The organism is Sphingobium fuliginis (assembly GCF_015074805.1).
GTDB classification, from domain to species: domain Bacteria; phylum Pseudomonadota; class Alphaproteobacteria; order Sphingomonadales; family Sphingomonadaceae; genus Sphingobium; species Sphingobium fuliginis.
Window position 1 is genome coordinate 378,803 of sequence record NZ_CP060036.1, and the last position, 17,335, is coordinate 396,137.

A 17,335-nucleotide genomic window follows, 5' to 3' on the forward strand; every position below is an offset into this window, starting at 1 on the left:
GGCGGCGGCGCTGGAAGGATCACGCCTATCCGACGCATGGCGGCACGATCAGCAGGGCTAGCGTCTGGAAGGCGCTCGCCAGGGCGAATATGCCCGCGACGGCGATGGCGAGTCTCGCCAGCCAGGGATGGGAAAGGGGGCCATGCGACCCTGTCAGGGGCCAGGCGATGCGCGCCGCCAAGGCGCAAAGGGCGATGCTGACCACCCCCCAAGCAAGGCCGATCCGCCATCGCCCGCAACCGGCATGGAGCAGTGCTGAAAGGCCCTGTTCGAACAGGAACCAGGTCATCGGCGGCAGCAGCAGGCCGATCCAGGCCCGCGCCCGGATGCTGAGGCGGCTGGGCGTCATAGCGCCCTCGGCGCCCAGTAGATGAGGGCATAGACGGGCATCCAGCATAGGATCACGAAGGTCCAATAATTGGAATTGTCCTCCACATCCGCGAACTGATCGTCTCCGACCTCATGGGTGAAAAGCCAGACGCCCAGCACCACCGTGTCGAACCAGTCGGTGACGACATGGGTGGTGTGGAGGATGAGGAGCGTCCAGACGATCGATCCATAGGCGTCCTGATGCCAGGATATGCCGAGATGCGCGAACTCGAACGCGCGGGGTATGAAGAGCAAGGCTGCGATGACCGCCATCGCCAGCGTACCCCAGCGAACGCCGCCCAGATGCTTCTTCCTGGCGCAGCGCAACACCCAGACATTGGGCACCGCGCTCAGCAGCAGGCCGATGGTGAAGATCGCGCTCCACAAAAGTCCGGGCAAGGCGTCGCCCTTGGGCGGCCAGGCAGGAGCCTGGGTCATAAGGTAGAGATAGGCCGCGGCGGCGAGTGCGAAGCCGGTCCCCTCTATGACCATGAAGCCGATATTGCCCCACCAGACCAGATGGCGCGGGCCCGATGCGCTTTCCGGCAGGGTGGAAAGATCGCCGACGATCCGGATGGAGCGGGAAGGACTCATGCATTCACCCCCAATGGTCCCGATCGGGAGCGGGGCCGGCTGGGCCAGAACCATCCCGTCAGGGTGGCGGCGACCGGCGCAGCGCCGACGACAATGGCCCAAGGCGTGAAGATGCTGCCGATGAACATGGCGGAGACCGCGAGCGCCGCCAGCAGCGGCCAGATCGACGGCGCGGCGCTCTTCTGCCTGTAGAGGGGAATGGCGTCGGTCACGGACGTCACCAGCACTTCGCGCCGGTCCGGGCGAAGGCCGTCCATGACGTCGAGCCGCCCGGCATCGTCCCACATCGGGGTCAGGCCGTGCACCACGGGCACATGCGCCATGTTGTACGGCGGCGGTGGGGAGGGGGACGCCCATTCCAGCGTCGATCCGCCCCATGGGTCGTCGCCCGCCGGCTTGCCGCGCCAATAGGCCCATAGCGCATTGCCCACGAAGACGAGCCCGCCCGCCACGGCGATGGCGCTGCCAGCGGTCGCGACCTGGTTCAGCGTTTCCCAGCCCATGCCGGGCGGATAGGTATAGACGCGACGGGGCATTCCCATCAGGCCCAGGAAATGCATCGGCATGAAGCCCAGGTTGAAGCCGCCGACGATCAGGACGAAGGCGACCTTTCCCCAGCGTTCCGACATCAGCCGCCCGGTCGCCTTGGGGTACCAATAGGCAAAGGCCCCCAAAAGCGGGAAGATCGCCCCGCCGATCAGCACATAATGAAGATGCGCCACCACGAAATAGGTGTCGGTGAGTTGCAGGTCGAGAGCGGCCGACGCGGTCATCACGCCTGAAAGGCCGCCGATGATGAAGGTCGCGACGAAGCCCAGAATCCACAGCATCGGCGTCGCAAGACGGATTCTGCCGAGCCAGATCGTCGCGATCCAGCAGAAGATCTGCAATCCGGCGGGCAGCGCGATCGCCATGCTGGCGGCGGTGTAGAAATCATTGCCCAGGCGGGGCAGGCCGACGGCGAACATATGGTGCACCCACAGGCCGAAGGCCAGCGCGCCGATGGAGATCATGGAGAGGACGAGGGCGGCATGGCCGAACAGCGTCCGCCGCGAAAAGGTCTCGACGATGGAGGATATGAACCCGGTGGCGGGCACGAAGATGATATAGACTTCCGGATGCCCGAAGAACCAGAAGAGATGCTGGAACAGAAGCGTGTCGCCGCCCCCGGCGGGCGAGAAGAAATGGGTCGAGACGAGCCGGTCGGCGATCAGCATGGAGGTGACGAGCATGACCGCCGGCATGGACAGGATCGTCATGATCGATGCGATCAGCATGGCCCAGAGGAATACCGGCATGCGGGTCAGCGTCATGCCCGGGGGCCGCATCTTGAGGATGGTCGCCGCGACATTGACCGAGGCGGCAAGCGCGGCAACCTCCGTGAAGGTGATCATCTGCGCCCAGATGTCGGCGCGATGCCCCGGGCTGTAGGATGGACCTGAGAGCGGGGGATATTCGAACCAGCCAAGGTCGGGCGTGATGTCGATCGCATGGGCGATCCACAGGGTCAGGACGCCGCCGAAATAGAGCCAGAAGCTGAAGGCGCCAAGGCGCGGGAAAGCCATGTTGCGCGTGCCGAGCATCAGCGGCACCAGCCAGAAGGCCATGGCCTCCATCAATGGCACGGACACCAGGAACAACATGGTCGAACCGTGCAGCGAAAAGCTTTCATTGTAGAGCTGCGGGCTCATGCGGGTGTTTTCGGCGACGGACAGCTGCCATCGCATGTCGAGCGCGAGCATGCCGGCCAGGAACATGAGGAACAGCGCCGTGACGATGTAGCGCGCGGCGATGCGCTTGTGATCGACCGTGGTCAGGAAACCCCACAGGCCCGGCGGGTCGCGCCACCTTTCGTCCATCCGTTCGATCAGGGTCGCGTCGGCCGTCATCTGAGCCTCGCCAGATAGGCGGCGAGCGCATCGGCATCCGCAGGCAGCAGCGGCACGGCCGGCATCGACGTACCGGGCTTCAACGCCTGGGGCTGCGCGATCCAGCCTTGCAGCGCGCCCCGCGTCATGGGCAGCGTGCCGGCGGCGATGGACCTTCGCGCGGCGACATGGGTGAGATCGGGTCCCGCCCGTCCCGTTGCCGATGTGCCCCTGATCCTGTGGCAGGCCGCGCATTTCGTCGCGAAAAGCTGGGCTCCGCGCCCTGTGGCGGGCGCGCCGGATGCCGCCGGGGCTGCCTGCGTCTTCAGCCAGAGGTCGAAGTCGGCAGGCGCTTCCACCTTCACATCGAAGGCCATATGGGCATGTTGCGCGCCGCAAAATTCCGTGCAGGCCCCGCGAAACCAGCCCGTTCGACGCGGCGTCAGGTCGAGAAGGTTGCGGCGGCCGGGAATCATGTCGATCTTTCCGGAGACGTTCGGCACCCAGAAACTGTGAATGACATCTCCCGACGCAAGCTCGACCCGCGTCGTGCGGCCCAGCGGCAAATGGAGTTCGTTGGCGGTCTCGATCCAGCGCCCGCTCGCCGGATCGCGATATTCGATCCGCCACCACCATTGATGCCCGGTCACGCGCACGGCCATGGCGTCCTGCCCGCGGGTTGCGAACAGGGCACGGTCAGCGAAGAAGCTGGCGGTGATGAGGATGGTGAGCCCGACGACGATGACCCCCGCCGCGACATGGAGGGCGCGGTCCACCCGCTTTTCAGCCCGTCCTTCATCCTTTCGGCGGCGCGAGCGGGCGCGCATGACGGCCCAGACGAGCCCGCCCATCACCAGCAGATAAACCAGCCCGCAGACCACCGTCATGACGATCAGGAGCATGTGGAGCGCGGACGCCTGATCCCCTGCCGGGGCGAGCGGCGACTGGACGCCGGTGCAGGCGGACAGGAACAGCATGGCGATGACCGATGTCGATCGTCTCATTGCGGGCCGGACCATGCCGATCCCTGCGGCTCGCCCTTCTGGTCGAGCAGGAGCCGCCGCCGCTTTTCGGAATAGTGCAGCGGCAGATCGCGGACATAGGCCGTGATCTGCCAAAGCTGCTCGACCGGCACACGCTGGCCATAGGCGCCGCCATGGCCCGTGGCGATCGACCGGTAGACGTCCGCGAAGCCCCCGCCCTGAACCCATTGCCCATCGGACAATCGGGCGCCGCCCTTTGCCTGTTCGCTGTGGCAGGGCGAACAGCCATACCATGCGAAATAGCGGCCGCCCTGTGCGACCTGGTAGAAATTCCCCTGATAGGCGTCGATCCGCGGGTCCGCATTGCCATGCGGCGCCGTCTGCGGCAGGCCGGGGCCCAGGTCGCGCGCTTCCTGGCTGCATCCGCCGAGCAGGATCGCCATCAATGCCGCTGCCCCACGCTTCCGCATCTCAGATGACGATGCGGACGGGAACGCCCTTGGCCGCAGGGGTCTTCGACTGTTCGTCGTGGTACCAGAGCGGAACCAGGGGATTCATTTCCGGATAATATGCGCCCAGGCAGCCGCGCGGCAGCAGGAAGGGCGTGACCGCCAGACCGTCGACCTGACGATGAACGCCGTCCCCGGCATCGCTCGCCAGGCTGACGACCTGGCCCTCCCGAAGGCCGGCGGCTCCCATATCCTCAGGGTTCATCAGCACGACGTCGCGCGTTCCTTCGATGCCGCGCAGCCGGTCGGAATAGCCGTAGATCGTCGTGTTGAACTGGTCGTTCGACCGCAAGGTCACCAGCCTGTAACGGCCCACCGCCGGTTCGAAGCCGACCGAACTCATCGTCTTGGGAACGGTGAACTGCGCCTTTCCGCTCTCGGTCTTCCAGATCCGCTCCCGCGCCGAATTGCCGCGGTAGAAGCCGCCGGGCGTGAACACCCTGTCATTGAAGTCGTGGAACTGGTCCGGGTAGCTTTCCTCGATCCTGTCCCTGATCCTGGCATAATCCGCCGTCCATGCGTCCCATTCCAGCTTTGGATTGGGGGGAAGCGTCGCCTTCGCCATTCCAGCCACGATCGCCACCTCCGACTTCAGATGGTCGGAGGCGGGCTTGTTCTTGCCCAGCGAGCCGTGGATGCAGGAGAGAGAATCCTCCATCGTCACCGCCTGCGGGCCGGATGCCTGCATGTCTTCCTCGGACCGTCCAAGGCACGGCAGAAGATAGGCGATTTCGCCGTTTATGAGGTGACTGCGGTTGAGCTTGGTCGCGATCTGGACCGTCAGGCGCAGGCGCTGCCAGGCCGCCTCCATCTTCTCGCGTTCCGGGATGGCGCGGACGAAATTGCCGCCCAGGCCGATAAAGGCCTTCACCTCTCCCGACAGGATCTTCTCGCACGCCTTCACCGTGATCATGCCCTCTTCCCGCGGCGGGTCGAAGCCATATTGCCGGGCGATCCTGTCCAGCGGCACCAGTTCCGGCTTTTCGGAAATGCCGACCGTCCGCTGGCCCTGCACGTTCGAATGGCCGCGGACCGGGGATATGCCGGTGCCGTCGCGGCCGATATTGCCCTTGAGCAGCCAGAGATTGGTGAGCGCCGCAAGATTTTCGAAGCCATGGACATGCTGGGTCAGGCCCATGCCGTACATGGCGATGGAGCGGGGAGCGTCGATGTAGATCTGCGCCGCCTGCCGGAGGTCGGCGCGGGCAAGGCCGCTCTCGCGCTCGATCTCCTCCCAGCCTGTCGCTTCGACATGGGCCTTGAGCGCCTCGAATCCGGTGCAGTGCTGCTCGATGAAGTCGATGTCGAGGACGTGGCGCTGTTCCTCGCGCCACTTCCTTTCTTCCTCGGCAAGGACATGCTTGATCAATCCGGTGATGGCGGCAATGTCCCCGCCGGCCTTGACCTGCAGATAGAGCGTCGAGATCTGCGTCGCCTTGGGCGTCAGCATTTCTGTCGGGCTCTGCGGATTTTTGAAGACCTCCAGACCTTTTTCGCGGATCGGGTTGAAGGTCACGATCTTCACCCCGCGTTTCACCGCCTCCTGCAGCGGATGCAGCAGCCGGGGGCTGTTGGAGCCCGTATTCTGCCCGAAGAAGAAGATCGCGTCGCACAGGTCGAAATCGGCCAGCACGCAGGTGCCGACCGGGGAGCCGATGAGCTTCTTGAGCGCGACGGACGTCGTTTCATGGCACATATTGGAACTGTCCGGCAGGTTGTTGTGGCCATAGGCCCGGGCGAACAGGGCATAGAGATAGCTTGTTTCCAGGCTGGCCCGCCCCGATGAATAGAAGACGGCGGCGCGGGGATCGATGGCCTTGAGTTCCCTGCCGATCGCCTCGAACGCCTCTTCCCAGGAGCAGGGCACATAGCGGTCGCTCGCCCGATCGAATCGCATCGGATGGGTGAGCCGCCCAAGCTGCTCAAGGTCGTGGTCCTTCCATGTCCTGAGCTCGCCGACCTTGTGCCTGGCCAGCACTTCGGGCGTGCAGCGGCGGCTGGTCAGTTCCCATAGCGTGGCCTTGGCCCCGTTCTCGCAAAATTCGGCGGCATGCGGATGGGCGGGCTTGGTCCAGGCGCAGGACACGCACATGAACCCCTTGACCTTGTTTTGCCGGCGCAGCGTGTTGAGGACGGCCGGCGTCGGCTTCTCGCGCCAGGCGATCTCGGCCATGCCCTTGATCGAGCCCCAGCCGCCTTCCGCGCCGTCATAATGAACGGTGTCGTCTTCATCGCCCATGGCACGACCCTCCTGTCGCTTCTCTATCGGTTTATTACGCAGCGCGAACTAACCTGGGTTGGACGCCGGTCGGGCGAGGCTGATTTGTTTCTGTTTCATGTCCCGAACGGTTTGAGGACGGAGACGTTCCAAGGATCGGCGTCGGCCGGTTCAGGCGGACGAGGCGCCTGCCTTGTTCCCGGGCTAACCGCGCGCCAGGCCGGGGCCGACATGTCCGACGAGCGCCGGATCGCCGCGGGAATAGGTGCCGACCAGCACGCCCACCCCCAGCACCTGGCCGTCCATCGCCTTGACGATGTCGGACCGGCCGGGCCCCGGCCCCAGATCAATGGCCCGCGCCAGGGCGAAGAGCTGGAAAATATAATCATGCTCGCCATGACCCGTCGGCGGGTCCGGCGGAAGCCATGCCTGGGCAAGATAGCTGTTTCGGCCAACGGAACCGACGGTGGCCTCCTTGCCCTCCGCAATCTCCCCCTCGTCCACCTGGCGGAGATCGCCGGGCAGGTCCCAGAGCAGACCATGGACCAGCGGATTGGGTGTGGGCGCGTCGGGGTCCTCGACGATCAGCGCGATGCTGGCCGTGCCTGCCGGCACCTCACCCCAGACAAGCGGCGGGGATACCCCTTCGCCATCCGCCGTGAAGCGGATCGGCAGCCGGCCGCCCGCAGCGAAAGCCGGGCTGGACAGCGGGATCATGGGCGCCGTTCCCTGCAGCCCGGCCCTGACGATGGCCAGCCTTTCATGGCCGGCGCGGACATTGGTGAAGATCCTGCCCATCCAGGCGGGAATATGTTCGAGCATCGGCTGGCTCCATGGCTCCGGTCATCGACTGAAGGGAAAACTTCAGCCGCGTGCAGGACGTTCCATCGCGATGAGCCGCGCCGCGCTATAATCCATAACCCGAGAGACATGGATTAAAGGATGGCGCCATCCGGAAGGACGGCGCCGGTCCAAATTGTTATCTCTATCCGTCTTAGAGGACTTCGAGAGCCACGGCGGTCGCTTCGCCGCCGCCGATGCAGAGCGCCGCGACGCCTTTCCTGAGGCCGCGGGCCTTCAATGCCGCCACCAGCGTGGCGATGATGCGCGCGCCGCTGGCGCCGATGGGATGACCCAATGCGGTAGCGCCGCCATTGACGTTGATCCTGTCATGCGGAATGTCGAGGTCGCGCATCGCGATCATGGCGACGGCGGCAAATGCCTCGTTCACTTCGTAGAGATCGACGTCCCCGGCGGACCAGCCCGCCTTCTCCAGCACCTTGCGGATTGCGAAGACCGGGGCAGTCGTGAACAGCGCGGGAGCATGGGCATGGGATGCGGTGGCGACGATGCGCGCCTCCCTGGCAAGGCCAAGCTTCTCAGCGACATCCGCACGGGTCAGCACCAGCGCGGCTGCGCCGTCCGAAATGGAGGCGGAGGACGCCGCCGTGATCGCACCGTCTTTGGCGAAGGCGGGCTTCAGCGAGGGTATCTTCTCCGGCTTCGCATTGCCGGGCTGTTCGTCCTTGTCGACCTGGACCTCGCCGCCGCGCGTCCTGACGGTGACAGGCGCCACCTCCGCAGCGAAGGCGCCGCTGTCGATCGCCGCATTGGCGCGGGCGAGGCTTTCGACCGCATAGGCATCCATTTCCGCGCGGGTGAACTGATAATCGCGGGCCGTGTCCTCGGCAAAGGCTCCCATGGGCTTGCCGCGATCATAGGCGTCCTCCAGCCCGTCCATCATCATCGTGTCGATGACCCGGTCGTGGCCGATGCGCGCGCCGGAACGGTGCTTGGGCAGGGCATAGGGCGCATTGGTCATGCTCTCCATGCCGCCGGCGACGACGATGTCCACGGCCCCGGCGCTCAGCGCTTCGGCCGCCATGATTGCCGCCTGCATGCCCGAACCGCACATCTTGTTGACCGTCGTCGCCTCCACCGACTGGGGCAGGCCCGCGCCAAGCGCCGCCTGCCGCGCGGGCGCCTGGCCGAGGGCGGCGGGCAGGACGCAGCCCATATAGATGCGGTCGATGGCCTCCGGCGCGGCGCCGGAGCGCTCGACCGCCGCCTTCACCGCAACGGCGCCCAGTTCCGGCGCTGAAACGCTGGAAAGTGCGCCCTGAAAGCCGCCCATGGGCGTCCGGGCATAGCCAGCGATGATGATGTCCTTGCTCATATCTCTTTCCTCAAGCGGTTCAGGGACGAACCCTGCACTGGATCATGCCGCGAATCGTGACGAGGGTTTCCGTCCGTATCGCTCGCCTCTTCTCCCATCCCGGCAATGCGTGCAACGGGCGCACCGATATTCCTTCCAGCGCTGTCCACGTTCACGCACGCGATCAGCGGCATATTTTTTGCCCTAAGCCTATGAGCCAGGCAAGGAATTGAGTTCTTGGGTCGACCAGGATCAGGTTCTATGTTGCGGGTTCCACTCGTTTCGCAGGGAAAGGCCATGAATCCGTTTCCTCAGGATATTTTTACCGAGCCAACCGGCGTCGACCCCGACACGCTCGCCAATCTGGGACCGCTGGCAAGGCTGGCCGGTCGCTGGGAGGCCCATAAGGGCGTTGATATCAACCCCAAGGCAGACGCTCCCGAGCGGCGCGTGTTCGTTGAGCGTGTTTCGTTCGATGCCATCGATCCTCAAACCAACGGGCCGCAGCTTTTCTACGGCCTGCACTATCACACCCATATCACGACCGAGGAAGAGGACATCACCTTCCACGATCAGGTCGGTTACTGGCTATGGGAACCGGCGACCGGGCTGATCCTGCAGACATTGGCTATTCCCCGTGGGCAAGTGGCGCTGGCCGCGGGCCACGCCAAGGTCGGCGACGACAATTTGTCGCTGGTCGCGACACGCGGTCAGACGCAATATGGGATATGCTCGACCGCTTTCCTGGAATATGGTTTTCGAACGGATGCATACCGGATCGACATCCGCTTCGACGGCGACGATAGCTGGAACTATGATATTCACACCACTCTTGCCGTCCACGGCAGGCCCGACCCGTTCGACCATCACGATACGAATACCCTTCGGCGTGTGGCGCCGGGCAAACCCAATCCTCTCAAGCAGATTCTGGACCGACGGGCGAGGTCGAACTGATATGGCGGGCATCCCTGTCCGCTTTCGAAAACCGGAATTCGACGCTTGAGTCATTACCGAGGGTTAAGCTGCCCAAACGTCATTTTCGAACTGTATCGGTAAGTCACATGTTGTTGAGAAAGGGCACGCAAACCCGCCCGCCCTTTCTCATTCCCGCTTTGCAAATCAAAGTTTGACAGACACGCCCATATACATGAAGCGGCCGATATTGTCGTAAATGGCGTCGCCATCACCATTGCTGCCATTGCCGAACAATCCGTAGGGCGGTTTACGGTTGGTGAGATTGTCGACCCCGCCATAAAGGGTGAACCGCTTGTCGACATCCAGCGACGCACGGATCGAATGGTAGAAAACGCGCGGATAATAGACGGTGTCGGCATAGTTGGGATCGAGCGCAGGCACACCATAAGTGTCGTGCTGGGCCTCCCAATCGGTGATCGATTGGCGGCCGATATAGCGGATTTGATACCCCAGGGTGAGGTTGCGGTGCGTATAGTCGATGGACGCATTGACGTTCCAGATCGGATCGCCCAGCTCTCCCTTCACCCGTTCGGGCTGGCCGGGATTGTCGAGATAGGGATAGTCCGTGCGGGTCCGCACCCAGGTGCCGACGACCCGGACCGCGATCCTGTTGTCGGGGTCGAACCGATGATTATAGGCGACATCCATGTCGATGCCTTTCGCCACCAGGGCGGCGAAGTTCACCGTGCTCTGCAACAGGGCCGGTCTGGCGAACAGTCCATTGGCCTGACGGGGATAGATGAGCTGACAGAACTGGTTGTTCAGATTTGCTCCATCATAGCAGGCGTCGAGAATGGTCTGCGCGTCCACGGCACTGATGACCTTGCTGATCTTGATGTCGTAATAGTCGACCGTGATCGACAGGTCCGGGATCATGCGCGGTTGCAGGATGAACCCATAGGTCCAGCTGCGCGACTTTTCAGCGGTCAGATTGGGATTGCCGCCCGACAGAAACTCCGTGCTTCCGGCCCGCGCCACGCTGTTGACGAAGCCCGCGGGAACGCCGGCGGCGGCGCAATTGGCCGCGCGGGTCGACTTGCCCTTGTCGATGAAATTGACGTCGCAGGGATCGTCCAGAAGATCGAAATTCTGTGATGGCGAGGAATAAAGGTCGCTCAGTGTCGGAGCCCGTACCGACCGGGAGTAATTGACCCGGAACTTGATGTCGGAAACCGGCGCGTAGATCGCACCGCCATTATAGGCCCAGACGGTGCCGGTTGCGCCCTTATAGTCCGCGACGCGAACTGCGCCATTGACGCTGAGTTCCCGCGCGAACGGCATGTCCTTCAGAAGGGGAACGTCCAGTTCGCCATAGGCTTCCTTCACGGCGAAGGATGGCGGATTGAAGTCGGGAATGGCGTTCAGGAAAGTATCGCCGCTCTTCACCGTATCGTCATAGGCGTAAAACGCCTTTTCCCGACGATATTCGGCGCCAATCGCAAAGGCGACGGGACCGCCCGGCAGCTCGAACCATTGCGAGCTGTCGCCCACCAGATTGGCGTTGATGTCGAATTGACTGGCGCTACCCCGGCGATGGGATGTGGTGTTGATATAATCGAGCGCCGCCTGGCTGGGCGCACCGTCCCCGAAGAGGTTGAGCGGTGCGCAGGCCGGGTCCGTGACGGTCACCTGATTGATGCGGCAGACGATATTGCCCGCAGCGTTGAAAACGGCGTCGGCCGCATTCTGAAAGCGGGATTCGATACGGTTATTGAAGAACAGGGAGCGGCTCTTGAACTTCCCGTAATTGACGGAAAAATCATAGCGCCAGTCATCGTTGAACGTTCCTTCGGCGCCCACGACGATGCGATAGGTGTCGCGGCGGTCATATTCGTCGCGGGTGCCAAGATCGTTATTATTGCGGTTGAGCCGGAAGAACTCCGCGCCCGCCGGCAGCAGAGAGCGGATGGTGGCGGCCGCGCCCGGCTGCAAATAGGCATTGTCGAAGAAGATCGGAACACCCGAGCCCAGATAGGTGTCGGGCGTCGCCGCCACGCGGATCGGATTGCCGTCCTCATCCTCCGACGCGACTGTGCCTTGTTCCCCGCCTTGTCCGAATGTCGGGCTGCCCTGGTTAAAACTCTTCACCCGGACGAACTTGGCCTCGATAAAGGGGCGAAATGCATCCGACACGTCATAATGGGCAAGGAAATTCGCCACGAAGCGCTTGAGCGAGGGATTGAGCGTGCCGCGATCGTTCAGGGTCGCGCCGTTGCCATTCTGATTATTCCCCGATCCGGCGGGGCGGAAATCATTGCCATAGGCATATTCGTAAAGCGACCCGTCGGGGTTGAAGCCGAAAACGCGCGGGGAGCCATTTGCGCGGCAGGCCCCCGCAGCGCCAGTGCCGCAGGACAGGGGGCTGCCGCCATTATAGGCGATGAAATTGCCGCCATTGTCATAACCGAAGCTGTGCACCCCGGTAAGGAAGCTTCTGTCGGGAATGTCATTGTCCAGAGACGGATTGTCGACCAGTTGGAATTGCCGCCGTCCGGAAAAAGCGCCTGTCAGGGCCGGGCGGTCGGTATAGGTCAGCAAATTCGCGCGATTATATTCGAGGCTCAGCGCAACATTGCCCCGTCCATCGGCGAAATTCCGGCCGAAGGTGCCCGACAGCCGATAGGTTCCCCGGTCGCCATAGCTGGAGATACCGGCCTTGCCGTCAAGCGACAGGCCTTCGAAATCGCGCTTCAGCACGAAATTGACCACGCCGGCCATGGCATCGGAGCCATAGACGGCCGAACTGCCGCCGGTCACGATGTCGACACGGTCGATGAGGTCGGTGGGAATGGTGTTCGTATCGACGAGAAAATCGCCTTCGGACGAGGTGACATGGCGACGCCCGTTCACCAGAACCAGCGAGCGCGTGACGCCCAGGCCACGCAAATCGAGCAGGTTGAGGCCGGACGTGCCGATATATTGGGTGGAGTTCGCCTGACTGTAGGAGGACCGCAGCGAGGGCAGATCATTCAGCACATCGCCGATGACGGTGCCGCCGCTCCGGGTGAGATCGGCAGTCGACAGCGATGTTACGGGGATCGGCGAATCCAGTGTCGGCCGCGCAATGCGGGAACCTGTCACAATGATGACCGGCTCTCCTGCGTCCGATGCCGTGTCGCTGCCTTGCGGCGCCGTTGCGGCAGCCGGGGAGGCTGCGTCCGCATTCGTCTGCGCACAGGCCGCGCCGGTTGCGATCAGGAAAGCCGCGCTCCAGCTCGCCGAGCCAAGCAGAATAGCACGAAGCTGCATGTTACACCCCTCATCCCTTGCAGAAGGCATCCCTTCATGCCTTCGGGGATAGAACAAGCATCGGCAGCGCGATTTCCCACATGACGCACAAATAGCTGCATTGTCACTATTATATCACATCAAAGGTGGAGGAACGGCTATTTGCCAGGGCCGTCTCTGCCAGTGGGCGGCAGATTTGCTCCTCGATGTTGCGCATGACATAGGTTCCTGGATCGTCATGTGACATGCACCGAAAGCTTTCGATCAATGCGCCGCATCGGGATCAACTGCGCGCGTGGGTCGCGATGCAAGCCAGATGATCGCTGCCGCGCAGGCGAAGAAGAAAGCGGCAAGGACGAAAGTCTGTCCGGCCGCCCGCGCGACGCTTTCAACTCGAGGCATATCGATCTTGCGCCAGAATCACAGCCTTTGCTCTGATCTTGAAGGCAATCTTATCCGACGCCGCCGGATCATTCCGCGCGGGCGGGTACCGGGACAATGATGAAGTGATCGTGGACTTGCCGCTGGTCGGGTGTCTCCAGCGGCTCTCGCAGGCCGGTCTGGAGTTCACCAATGGTTTGCGCCGGCAAGGGGAGGGGATGTTCGTCTGGATGGGTTGACGCTTCATGCCCATAGTCGCGCCCCGGCTCGGACGTCATCTCGATATGAGCTCCCATGACGGCGCAGATCGGATGCTTCGCCGCGAAGGCTGCCAGCCGTTCGATGCTGGCGCGATTGTCGGCCATGAAATTTACCGGCACGTAAAGGCGGCCGGGATAGAGCGTGTCGCCCGACAACAAGATCTTGAGGCGAGGGTCGTAGATCATGATTGCGGCGGCCTGGTGCCCTGGTGTTGCGATGACGCTGAGCGCGCGATCGCCCAGGTCGAAATTGGCAACTCCCTCGGGCCAATGGGAGATGCCGAAAAAGCTGGCCACGTCCGATGGCTTCAGCCCGACGACGGTCGTATCCGGGCGGTCACGGAAGGCGGCGTCTCCGGCAACATGGTCGCCATGGCTGTGGCTATGGGCGACCACGAGCGGGATCGAACGGCGTCCGTGAGCGGCCAGCCACTGCGCGACCAGCCGGTCGACTGTCGGCCTGATGCGGCCGCCTTCGGCCCCTGTGTCGATCAGCAAAGCCCTGTCGCGCCCGAAGAGCAGATAAAGGAAGGGCGCTTCGAAATTGGTCTTGACCGACTGGCGGATGACGAAACTGTCCTCGTCGAGTTGCTGGACCTGGGTGAAGGGCTCCTGCGGCAGCGTGCCGTCGATCCACTTTTCCGCGAAGAGCTTCGGCAGCGCTACGCAAGCTGCCTTCAGGTCCGGGGCATATCCCGAGCCGCTCGCCATCAGGAGCGCCGCACTCAATCCAAGGGTCCGTACCCGTCGAACCCTGCGCGCATCAGCGGCCATGGCTCTTTCCCTTTCATGCAAGGCAGCATTGCGATGATCCTGCGCGCTCGCCGGGGCGCCATCCTTTCGAAATGGCGCCCCGGCAGCATCATCAGATCAATATTTGAAGCGTGCTTCGATGCCGAAGGTGCGCGGATTGATCACGGTCTGCCTGTAATAGCGCAGCACCACTCCATCGTTGAGGCCTACGCGCGAGCGGTCATTGGAGACGGAAGCCACCGCATATTTGTCGAAGATATTGTTCGCGAACAGGACGAGGCTGTAACGGTCCGTCTCATAGGCCAGCGAGGCGCGGTGCAGCACATAGCCCGGAAGCTTGTCGCCATAGGCGCGGTCCCAGCCCAGCCGCGTCACGACATTGCCGCGATAGGTCGCTGTCCAGTCCGCCACCAGGTTCCCGGCCATAAACGGCATGGTGTAGGTCGCGCCCAGGCTGCCGCTGTTCTTTGCAGAGCCCGGAAGGCGATCACCCGATAGCGCGTCCAGCTGAATCGGTGAACTGGGATAGGTTCCCGCCGGGTCGTTGACCGCGATGATCCCCGGAACATCCTGGGTCAGCTTGGCATCGGTGTATGAATATGTTCCCTGGATTGACAATCCTTCTATCGGCTTGGCCTGGAACGACGCTTCGAAGCCCTCCGACTTCGCTTTGCCGCCGTTGACGGTGATGCCCACGATGCCGTTGATGGTGGCAGAATCGACCTGAATACCGTTCCATTTGATCTGGAAGACGTTGAAATTGAATGTCAGCTTGCGATCCAGAAGCTGGGTGCGGATGCCGAGTTCCGCGTTTTTCGTGGTGTCCGGGCCATATTGGATTTCATTGGGCAGCGCGCACACATTCTGCTGCGTTAGATCGAGTGGCAGGACGCAGGGCGCGACCGTGTTCGGCCCTCCGATCCGATAGCCCTTGCTGTAGGTGCCATAGACCATGATGTCTGGCGTGAAGTTGTAGGAGCTGTTAAACTTCCACACCCAGCCGCTCTTCTTCGACTTGCCGCCGGCAGAAGGAAGATCATAGGGGCTGACCGGATCGCCGAGCAGTGGAAGTACCGCGCGTCCGCTGACGTCCGACGTATAGCCGAAATAGCGCACGCCTGCCGTCACCTGCCATTCGGGTATGATCCTTAACGTGCCTTCACCGAAGACTGCCTTCTCCGTCACTTTCGACTTGTTGAAGCTGTTATATTCGACCTCGTCGGGGTTGGGCTGCGTTCCGAATTCCACCCAGGGATGATTCGGAACATGTTCGGTATATTCGCGCAGCCGCTTCTGCTGATTGTAGAAGCCGCCCAGCACCCAGTTGAACGGACCGCCATGGCGGGAAACGAAGCGGACTTCCTGGTTGAACTGCTTGCGGCGGTCGTGGCTTTCGTTCCAGCTCGAAAAAGCGGGGAAGGATTCATAGCCATAATCGAGATCGAGCAGAAGGTCGGTATTGTCCGTCCGATTGTCGTTCTTGACATCGGTATAGGCAGTTGTCGAAACAAGATCGGCAATGTCGGCGAGGTTGGCGTTGATTTCCATCGCTCCCAGGTGCGCGCGGCGCTTCACCGGCTCGATATAACGCGCCGCACTTTGATATTTGCCCGTTCCGAGTACGCCGTCGCTATTATATTGACCTCCATCGGTCTTGGTCTGCTGGAACGCATAGGTGAAGTTGACCTTCAGATCCTCGCTGACCTGGAACAGCAACTGGTTGCGGGTGGTGAAGGTCTTCTCGAAATTGAGGTCCTTCTCCTTTCTCAGGTTCGCGGCATAGCCGGCTGGCGAGATGCTCGTCGGACCATCCGGCTGGGGCAGCGAAACGCCGGGCGTCTGGAGCAGCAGCGGATAGTCGATGAAGCCGGGATCGTAGAAATAGCCCGTGGCCGACCGGAAGGCGATATGATCCTTGACGATCGGGATGTTGATGACGCCGTCGACCTGATAGCCCAGCTTGCCGCTGTGGCCCTTGCCGTAAAGGCGGCTATGCACCTCGCCCTCGATCTTGTCCGTGTCGGGCCGGTTGGGGATATTGCGGATCGCGCCCGCCAGGGTGCCAAGGCCATAGAGTGTCCCCTGCGGCCCGAGCAGCGTTTCGACGCGCGCGATGTCGAGCAATTTGAAGTCGTAATAGAGCGGAACCTCGCCCAGATAGACGCCCAAGGCCGTGTCATAGGAATTGCCGGTGGAACTGGAATCCGAAGCGTTGAGGCCGCGAAGCACGATCGTTCCGGTCGAGCCCGGGCCCGTATCCGATATGGTCACGCCTGGCGTAAAGTCGGCAATGTCGCGCACGTCGTCGATCCGCTGCCGGGCGAGCTGCTCCTGGCCGACGGCGCTGATGTTGATCGGCACGTCCTGGATCGAAACCGCGCGCCGAGTGGCCGTCACGACGATCTCGTTGCCCTCGCCGCCTGCACCGTCAGCACCGTCCGCGGCGCCTTGAGCGAAAGCCGAAGTGGACCCAACGCCCATAAGAATGGTCGCGCCAAGCAATGTATTGCGAAACAATTTCATAGTCACTTCGACCCCCTTGCAGTTGAGCCCCAAGTGACATCCTTCTCCCTGGCGCTCTGGCTAGGCCGGCGCCTTGTCGGCCGGTTCCCGGCCAGTCGTCATTGTCATGCCATGATGTGCATCGTCTTTTGCAACCGAAGCGGCTGCAATCATCATTTGCTCTGTTCGAGCGCCGTGCGATGAACCGGCAAGGTCACAATGCCGCGCATTGCTGGCGACCGGCGCCATAGCGCCTGGGAGAGCAGCATTGCGAGCCGTTCTTCGATTCACGAACCCTCACTTCAAGCCGGTGACTGCCCGGCTAATCTACCCTTTTGTTGCGCCGCTTCGACGAGCGGTCGATCAACTATACGGTATGGATATTACGTAATGGGTCAAGCGTAATAATTTCGCACTTGCTCAGTATGACTGCAATGTTTGGGTGCGACGCACAATATGGCGGTTTTCTTACGATGAAGACCGATTCGAATATTGGTGGGAGGAATGGCGGCGGGACCGGAGTGGGAATTATATGGGGCC

General features: G+C 62.5%; 12 protein-coding genes. 1 reads left to right on the top strand and 11 read right to left on the bottom strand.

Translation table 11 applies throughout. The annotated features are described in order from the left end of the window. Nucleotides 1-25 precede the first annotated feature (25 nt). The 8 genes from H5V43_RS17980 to H5V43_RS18015 all read right to left on the bottom strand — a co-directional run bounded on the left by H5V43_RS17980 (nucleotide 26) and on the right by H5V43_RS18015 (nucleotide 8,717). A complete protein-coding gene (locus H5V43_RS17980) occupies nucleotides 26-349 on the bottom strand; it encodes a hypothetical protein (RefSeq protein ID WP_025546925.1) in 324 nt (107 codons plus the stop codon). Beyond that, on the bottom strand, nucleotides 346-963 hold the full coding sequence (locus H5V43_RS17985) for a cytochrome c oxidase subunit 3 (RefSeq protein ID WP_025546927.1): 618 nt from the start codon (nucleotides 961-963) through the stop codon (nucleotides 346-348). The genes H5V43_RS17980 and H5V43_RS17985 overlap by 4 nt, the downstream gene beginning before the upstream one ends. Next, a complete protein-coding gene (locus H5V43_RS17990; protein WP_025546929.1) occupies nucleotides 960-2,852 on the bottom strand; it encodes a cbb3-type cytochrome c oxidase subunit I in 1,893 nt (630 codons plus the stop codon). The genes H5V43_RS17985 and H5V43_RS17990 overlap by 4 nt, the downstream gene beginning before the upstream one ends. Continuing rightward, on the bottom strand, nucleotides 2,849-3,850 hold the full coding sequence (gene coxB / locus H5V43_RS17995; RefSeq protein ID WP_200887600.1) for a cytochrome c oxidase subunit II: 1,002 nt from the start codon (nucleotides 3,848-3,850) through the stop codon (nucleotides 2,849-2,851). Before coxB ends, H5V43_RS17990 begins: the two co-directional genes overlap by 4 nt. Then, the gene (locus tag H5V43_RS18000; RefSeq protein ID WP_025546933.1) at nucleotides 3,832-4,257 is read right to left on the bottom strand and encodes a c-type cytochrome; all 426 of its coding nucleotides are present in this window, start codon (nucleotides 4,255-4,257) and stop codon (nucleotides 3,832-3,834) included. Before H5V43_RS18000 ends, coxB begins: the two co-directional genes overlap by 19 nt. A gap of 28 nt (nucleotides 4,258-4,285) precedes the next feature. After that, a complete protein-coding gene (locus H5V43_RS18005) occupies nucleotides 4,286-6,562 on the bottom strand; it encodes an FdhF/YdeP family oxidoreductase (protein ID WP_025546935.1) in 2,277 nt (758 codons plus the stop codon). Nucleotides 6,563-6,745: 183 nt separating this feature from the next. Further along, nucleotides 6,746-7,363, bottom strand: coding sequence for a YbhB/YbcL family Raf kinase inhibitor-like protein (locus H5V43_RS18010; RefSeq protein WP_025546936.1), 618 nt, complete (start codon nucleotides 7,361-7,363; stop codon nucleotides 6,746-6,748). 172 nt (nucleotides 7,364-7,535) lie between these two features. Next, nucleotides 7,536-8,717: an acetyl-CoA C-acyltransferase gene (locus tag H5V43_RS18015; protein WP_025546937.1), complete on the bottom strand. Its 1,182-nt coding sequence runs from the start codon at nucleotides 8,715-8,717 to the stop codon at nucleotides 7,536-7,538. A gap of 276 nt (nucleotides 8,718-8,993) precedes the next feature. On the opposite strand from H5V43_RS18015, the gene H5V43_RS18020 reads away from it, so the two are divergent. Next, complete coding sequence (locus H5V43_RS18020) at nucleotides 8,994-9,650, top strand: FABP family protein (RefSeq protein ID WP_025546939.1); 657 nt, start codon at nucleotides 8,994-8,996, stop codon at nucleotides 9,648-9,650. 165 nt (nucleotides 9,651-9,815) lie between these two features. Here H5V43_RS18020 and H5V43_RS18025 read toward each other — a convergent pair whose 3' ends face one another. The 3 genes from H5V43_RS18025 to H5V43_RS18035 all read right to left on the bottom strand — a co-directional run bounded on the left by H5V43_RS18025 (nucleotide 9,816) and on the right by H5V43_RS18035 (nucleotide 16,816). After that, nucleotides 9,816-12,920, bottom strand: coding sequence for a TonB-dependent receptor domain-containing protein (locus tag H5V43_RS18025; protein WP_025546940.1), 3,105 nt, complete (start codon nucleotides 12,918-12,920; stop codon nucleotides 9,816-9,818). Nucleotides 12,921-13,369: 449 nt separating this feature from the next. Continuing rightward, complete coding sequence (locus H5V43_RS18030) at nucleotides 13,370-14,251, bottom strand: MBL fold metallo-hydrolase (RefSeq protein WP_193666896.1); 882 nt, start codon at nucleotides 14,249-14,251, stop codon at nucleotides 13,370-13,372. A 159-nt stretch (nucleotides 14,252-14,410) separates the two neighbouring features. Continuing rightward, entirely contained in the window at nucleotides 14,411-16,816 is a 2,406-nt protein-coding gene (locus H5V43_RS18035) for a TonB-dependent receptor (protein ID WP_193666874.1), read from the bottom strand. Nucleotides 16,817-17,335: the final 519 nt, after the last annotated feature.

What these genes read in the sequence shown, in the direction of transcription:
- H5V43_RS17980 (WP_025546925.1), bottom strand. Translation starts at nt 349, where the DNA reads ATGACGCCCAGCCGCCTCAGCATCCGGGCGCGGGCCTGGATCGGCCTG.
- H5V43_RS17985 (WP_025546927.1), bottom strand. Translation starts at nt 963, where the DNA reads ATGAGTCCTTCCCGCTCCATCCGGATCGTCGGCGATCTTTCCACCCTG.
- H5V43_RS17990 (WP_025546929.1), bottom strand. Translation starts at nt 2,852, where the DNA reads ATGACGGCCGACGCGACCCTGATCGAACGGATGGACGAAAGGTGGCGC.
- coxB (WP_200887600.1), bottom strand. Translation starts at nt 3,850, where the DNA reads ATGGTCCGGCCCGCAATGAGACGATCGACATCGGTCATCGCCATGCTG.
- H5V43_RS18000 (WP_025546933.1), bottom strand. Translation starts at nt 4,257, where the DNA reads ATGGCGATCCTGCTCGGCGGATGCAGCCAGGAAGCGCGCGACCTGGGC.
- H5V43_RS18005 (WP_025546935.1), bottom strand. Translation starts at nt 6,562, where the DNA reads ATGGGCGATGAAGACGACACCGTTCATTATGACGGCGCGGAAGGCGGC.
- H5V43_RS18010 (WP_025546936.1), bottom strand. Translation starts at nt 7,363, where the DNA reads ATGCTCGAACATATTCCCGCCTGGATGGGCAGGATCTTCACCAATGTC.
- H5V43_RS18015 (WP_025546937.1), bottom strand. Translation starts at nt 8,717, where the DNA reads ATGAGCAAGGACATCATCATCGCTGGCTATGCCCGGACGCCCATGGGC.
- H5V43_RS18020 (WP_025546939.1), top strand. Translation starts at nt 8,994, where the DNA reads ATGAATCCGTTTCCTCAGGATATTTTTACCGAGCCAACCGGCGTCGAC.
- H5V43_RS18025 (WP_025546940.1), bottom strand. Translation starts at nt 12,920, where the DNA reads ATGCAGCTTCGTGCTATTCTGCTTGGCTCGGCGAGCTGGAGCGCGGCT.
- H5V43_RS18030 (WP_193666896.1), bottom strand. Translation starts at nt 14,251, where the DNA reads ATGGCGAGCGGCTCGGGATATGCCCCGGACCTGAAGGCAGCTTGCGTA.
- H5V43_RS18035 (WP_193666874.1), bottom strand. Translation starts at nt 16,816, where the DNA reads ATGAAATTGTTTCGCAATACATTGCTTGGCGCGACCATTCTTATGGGC.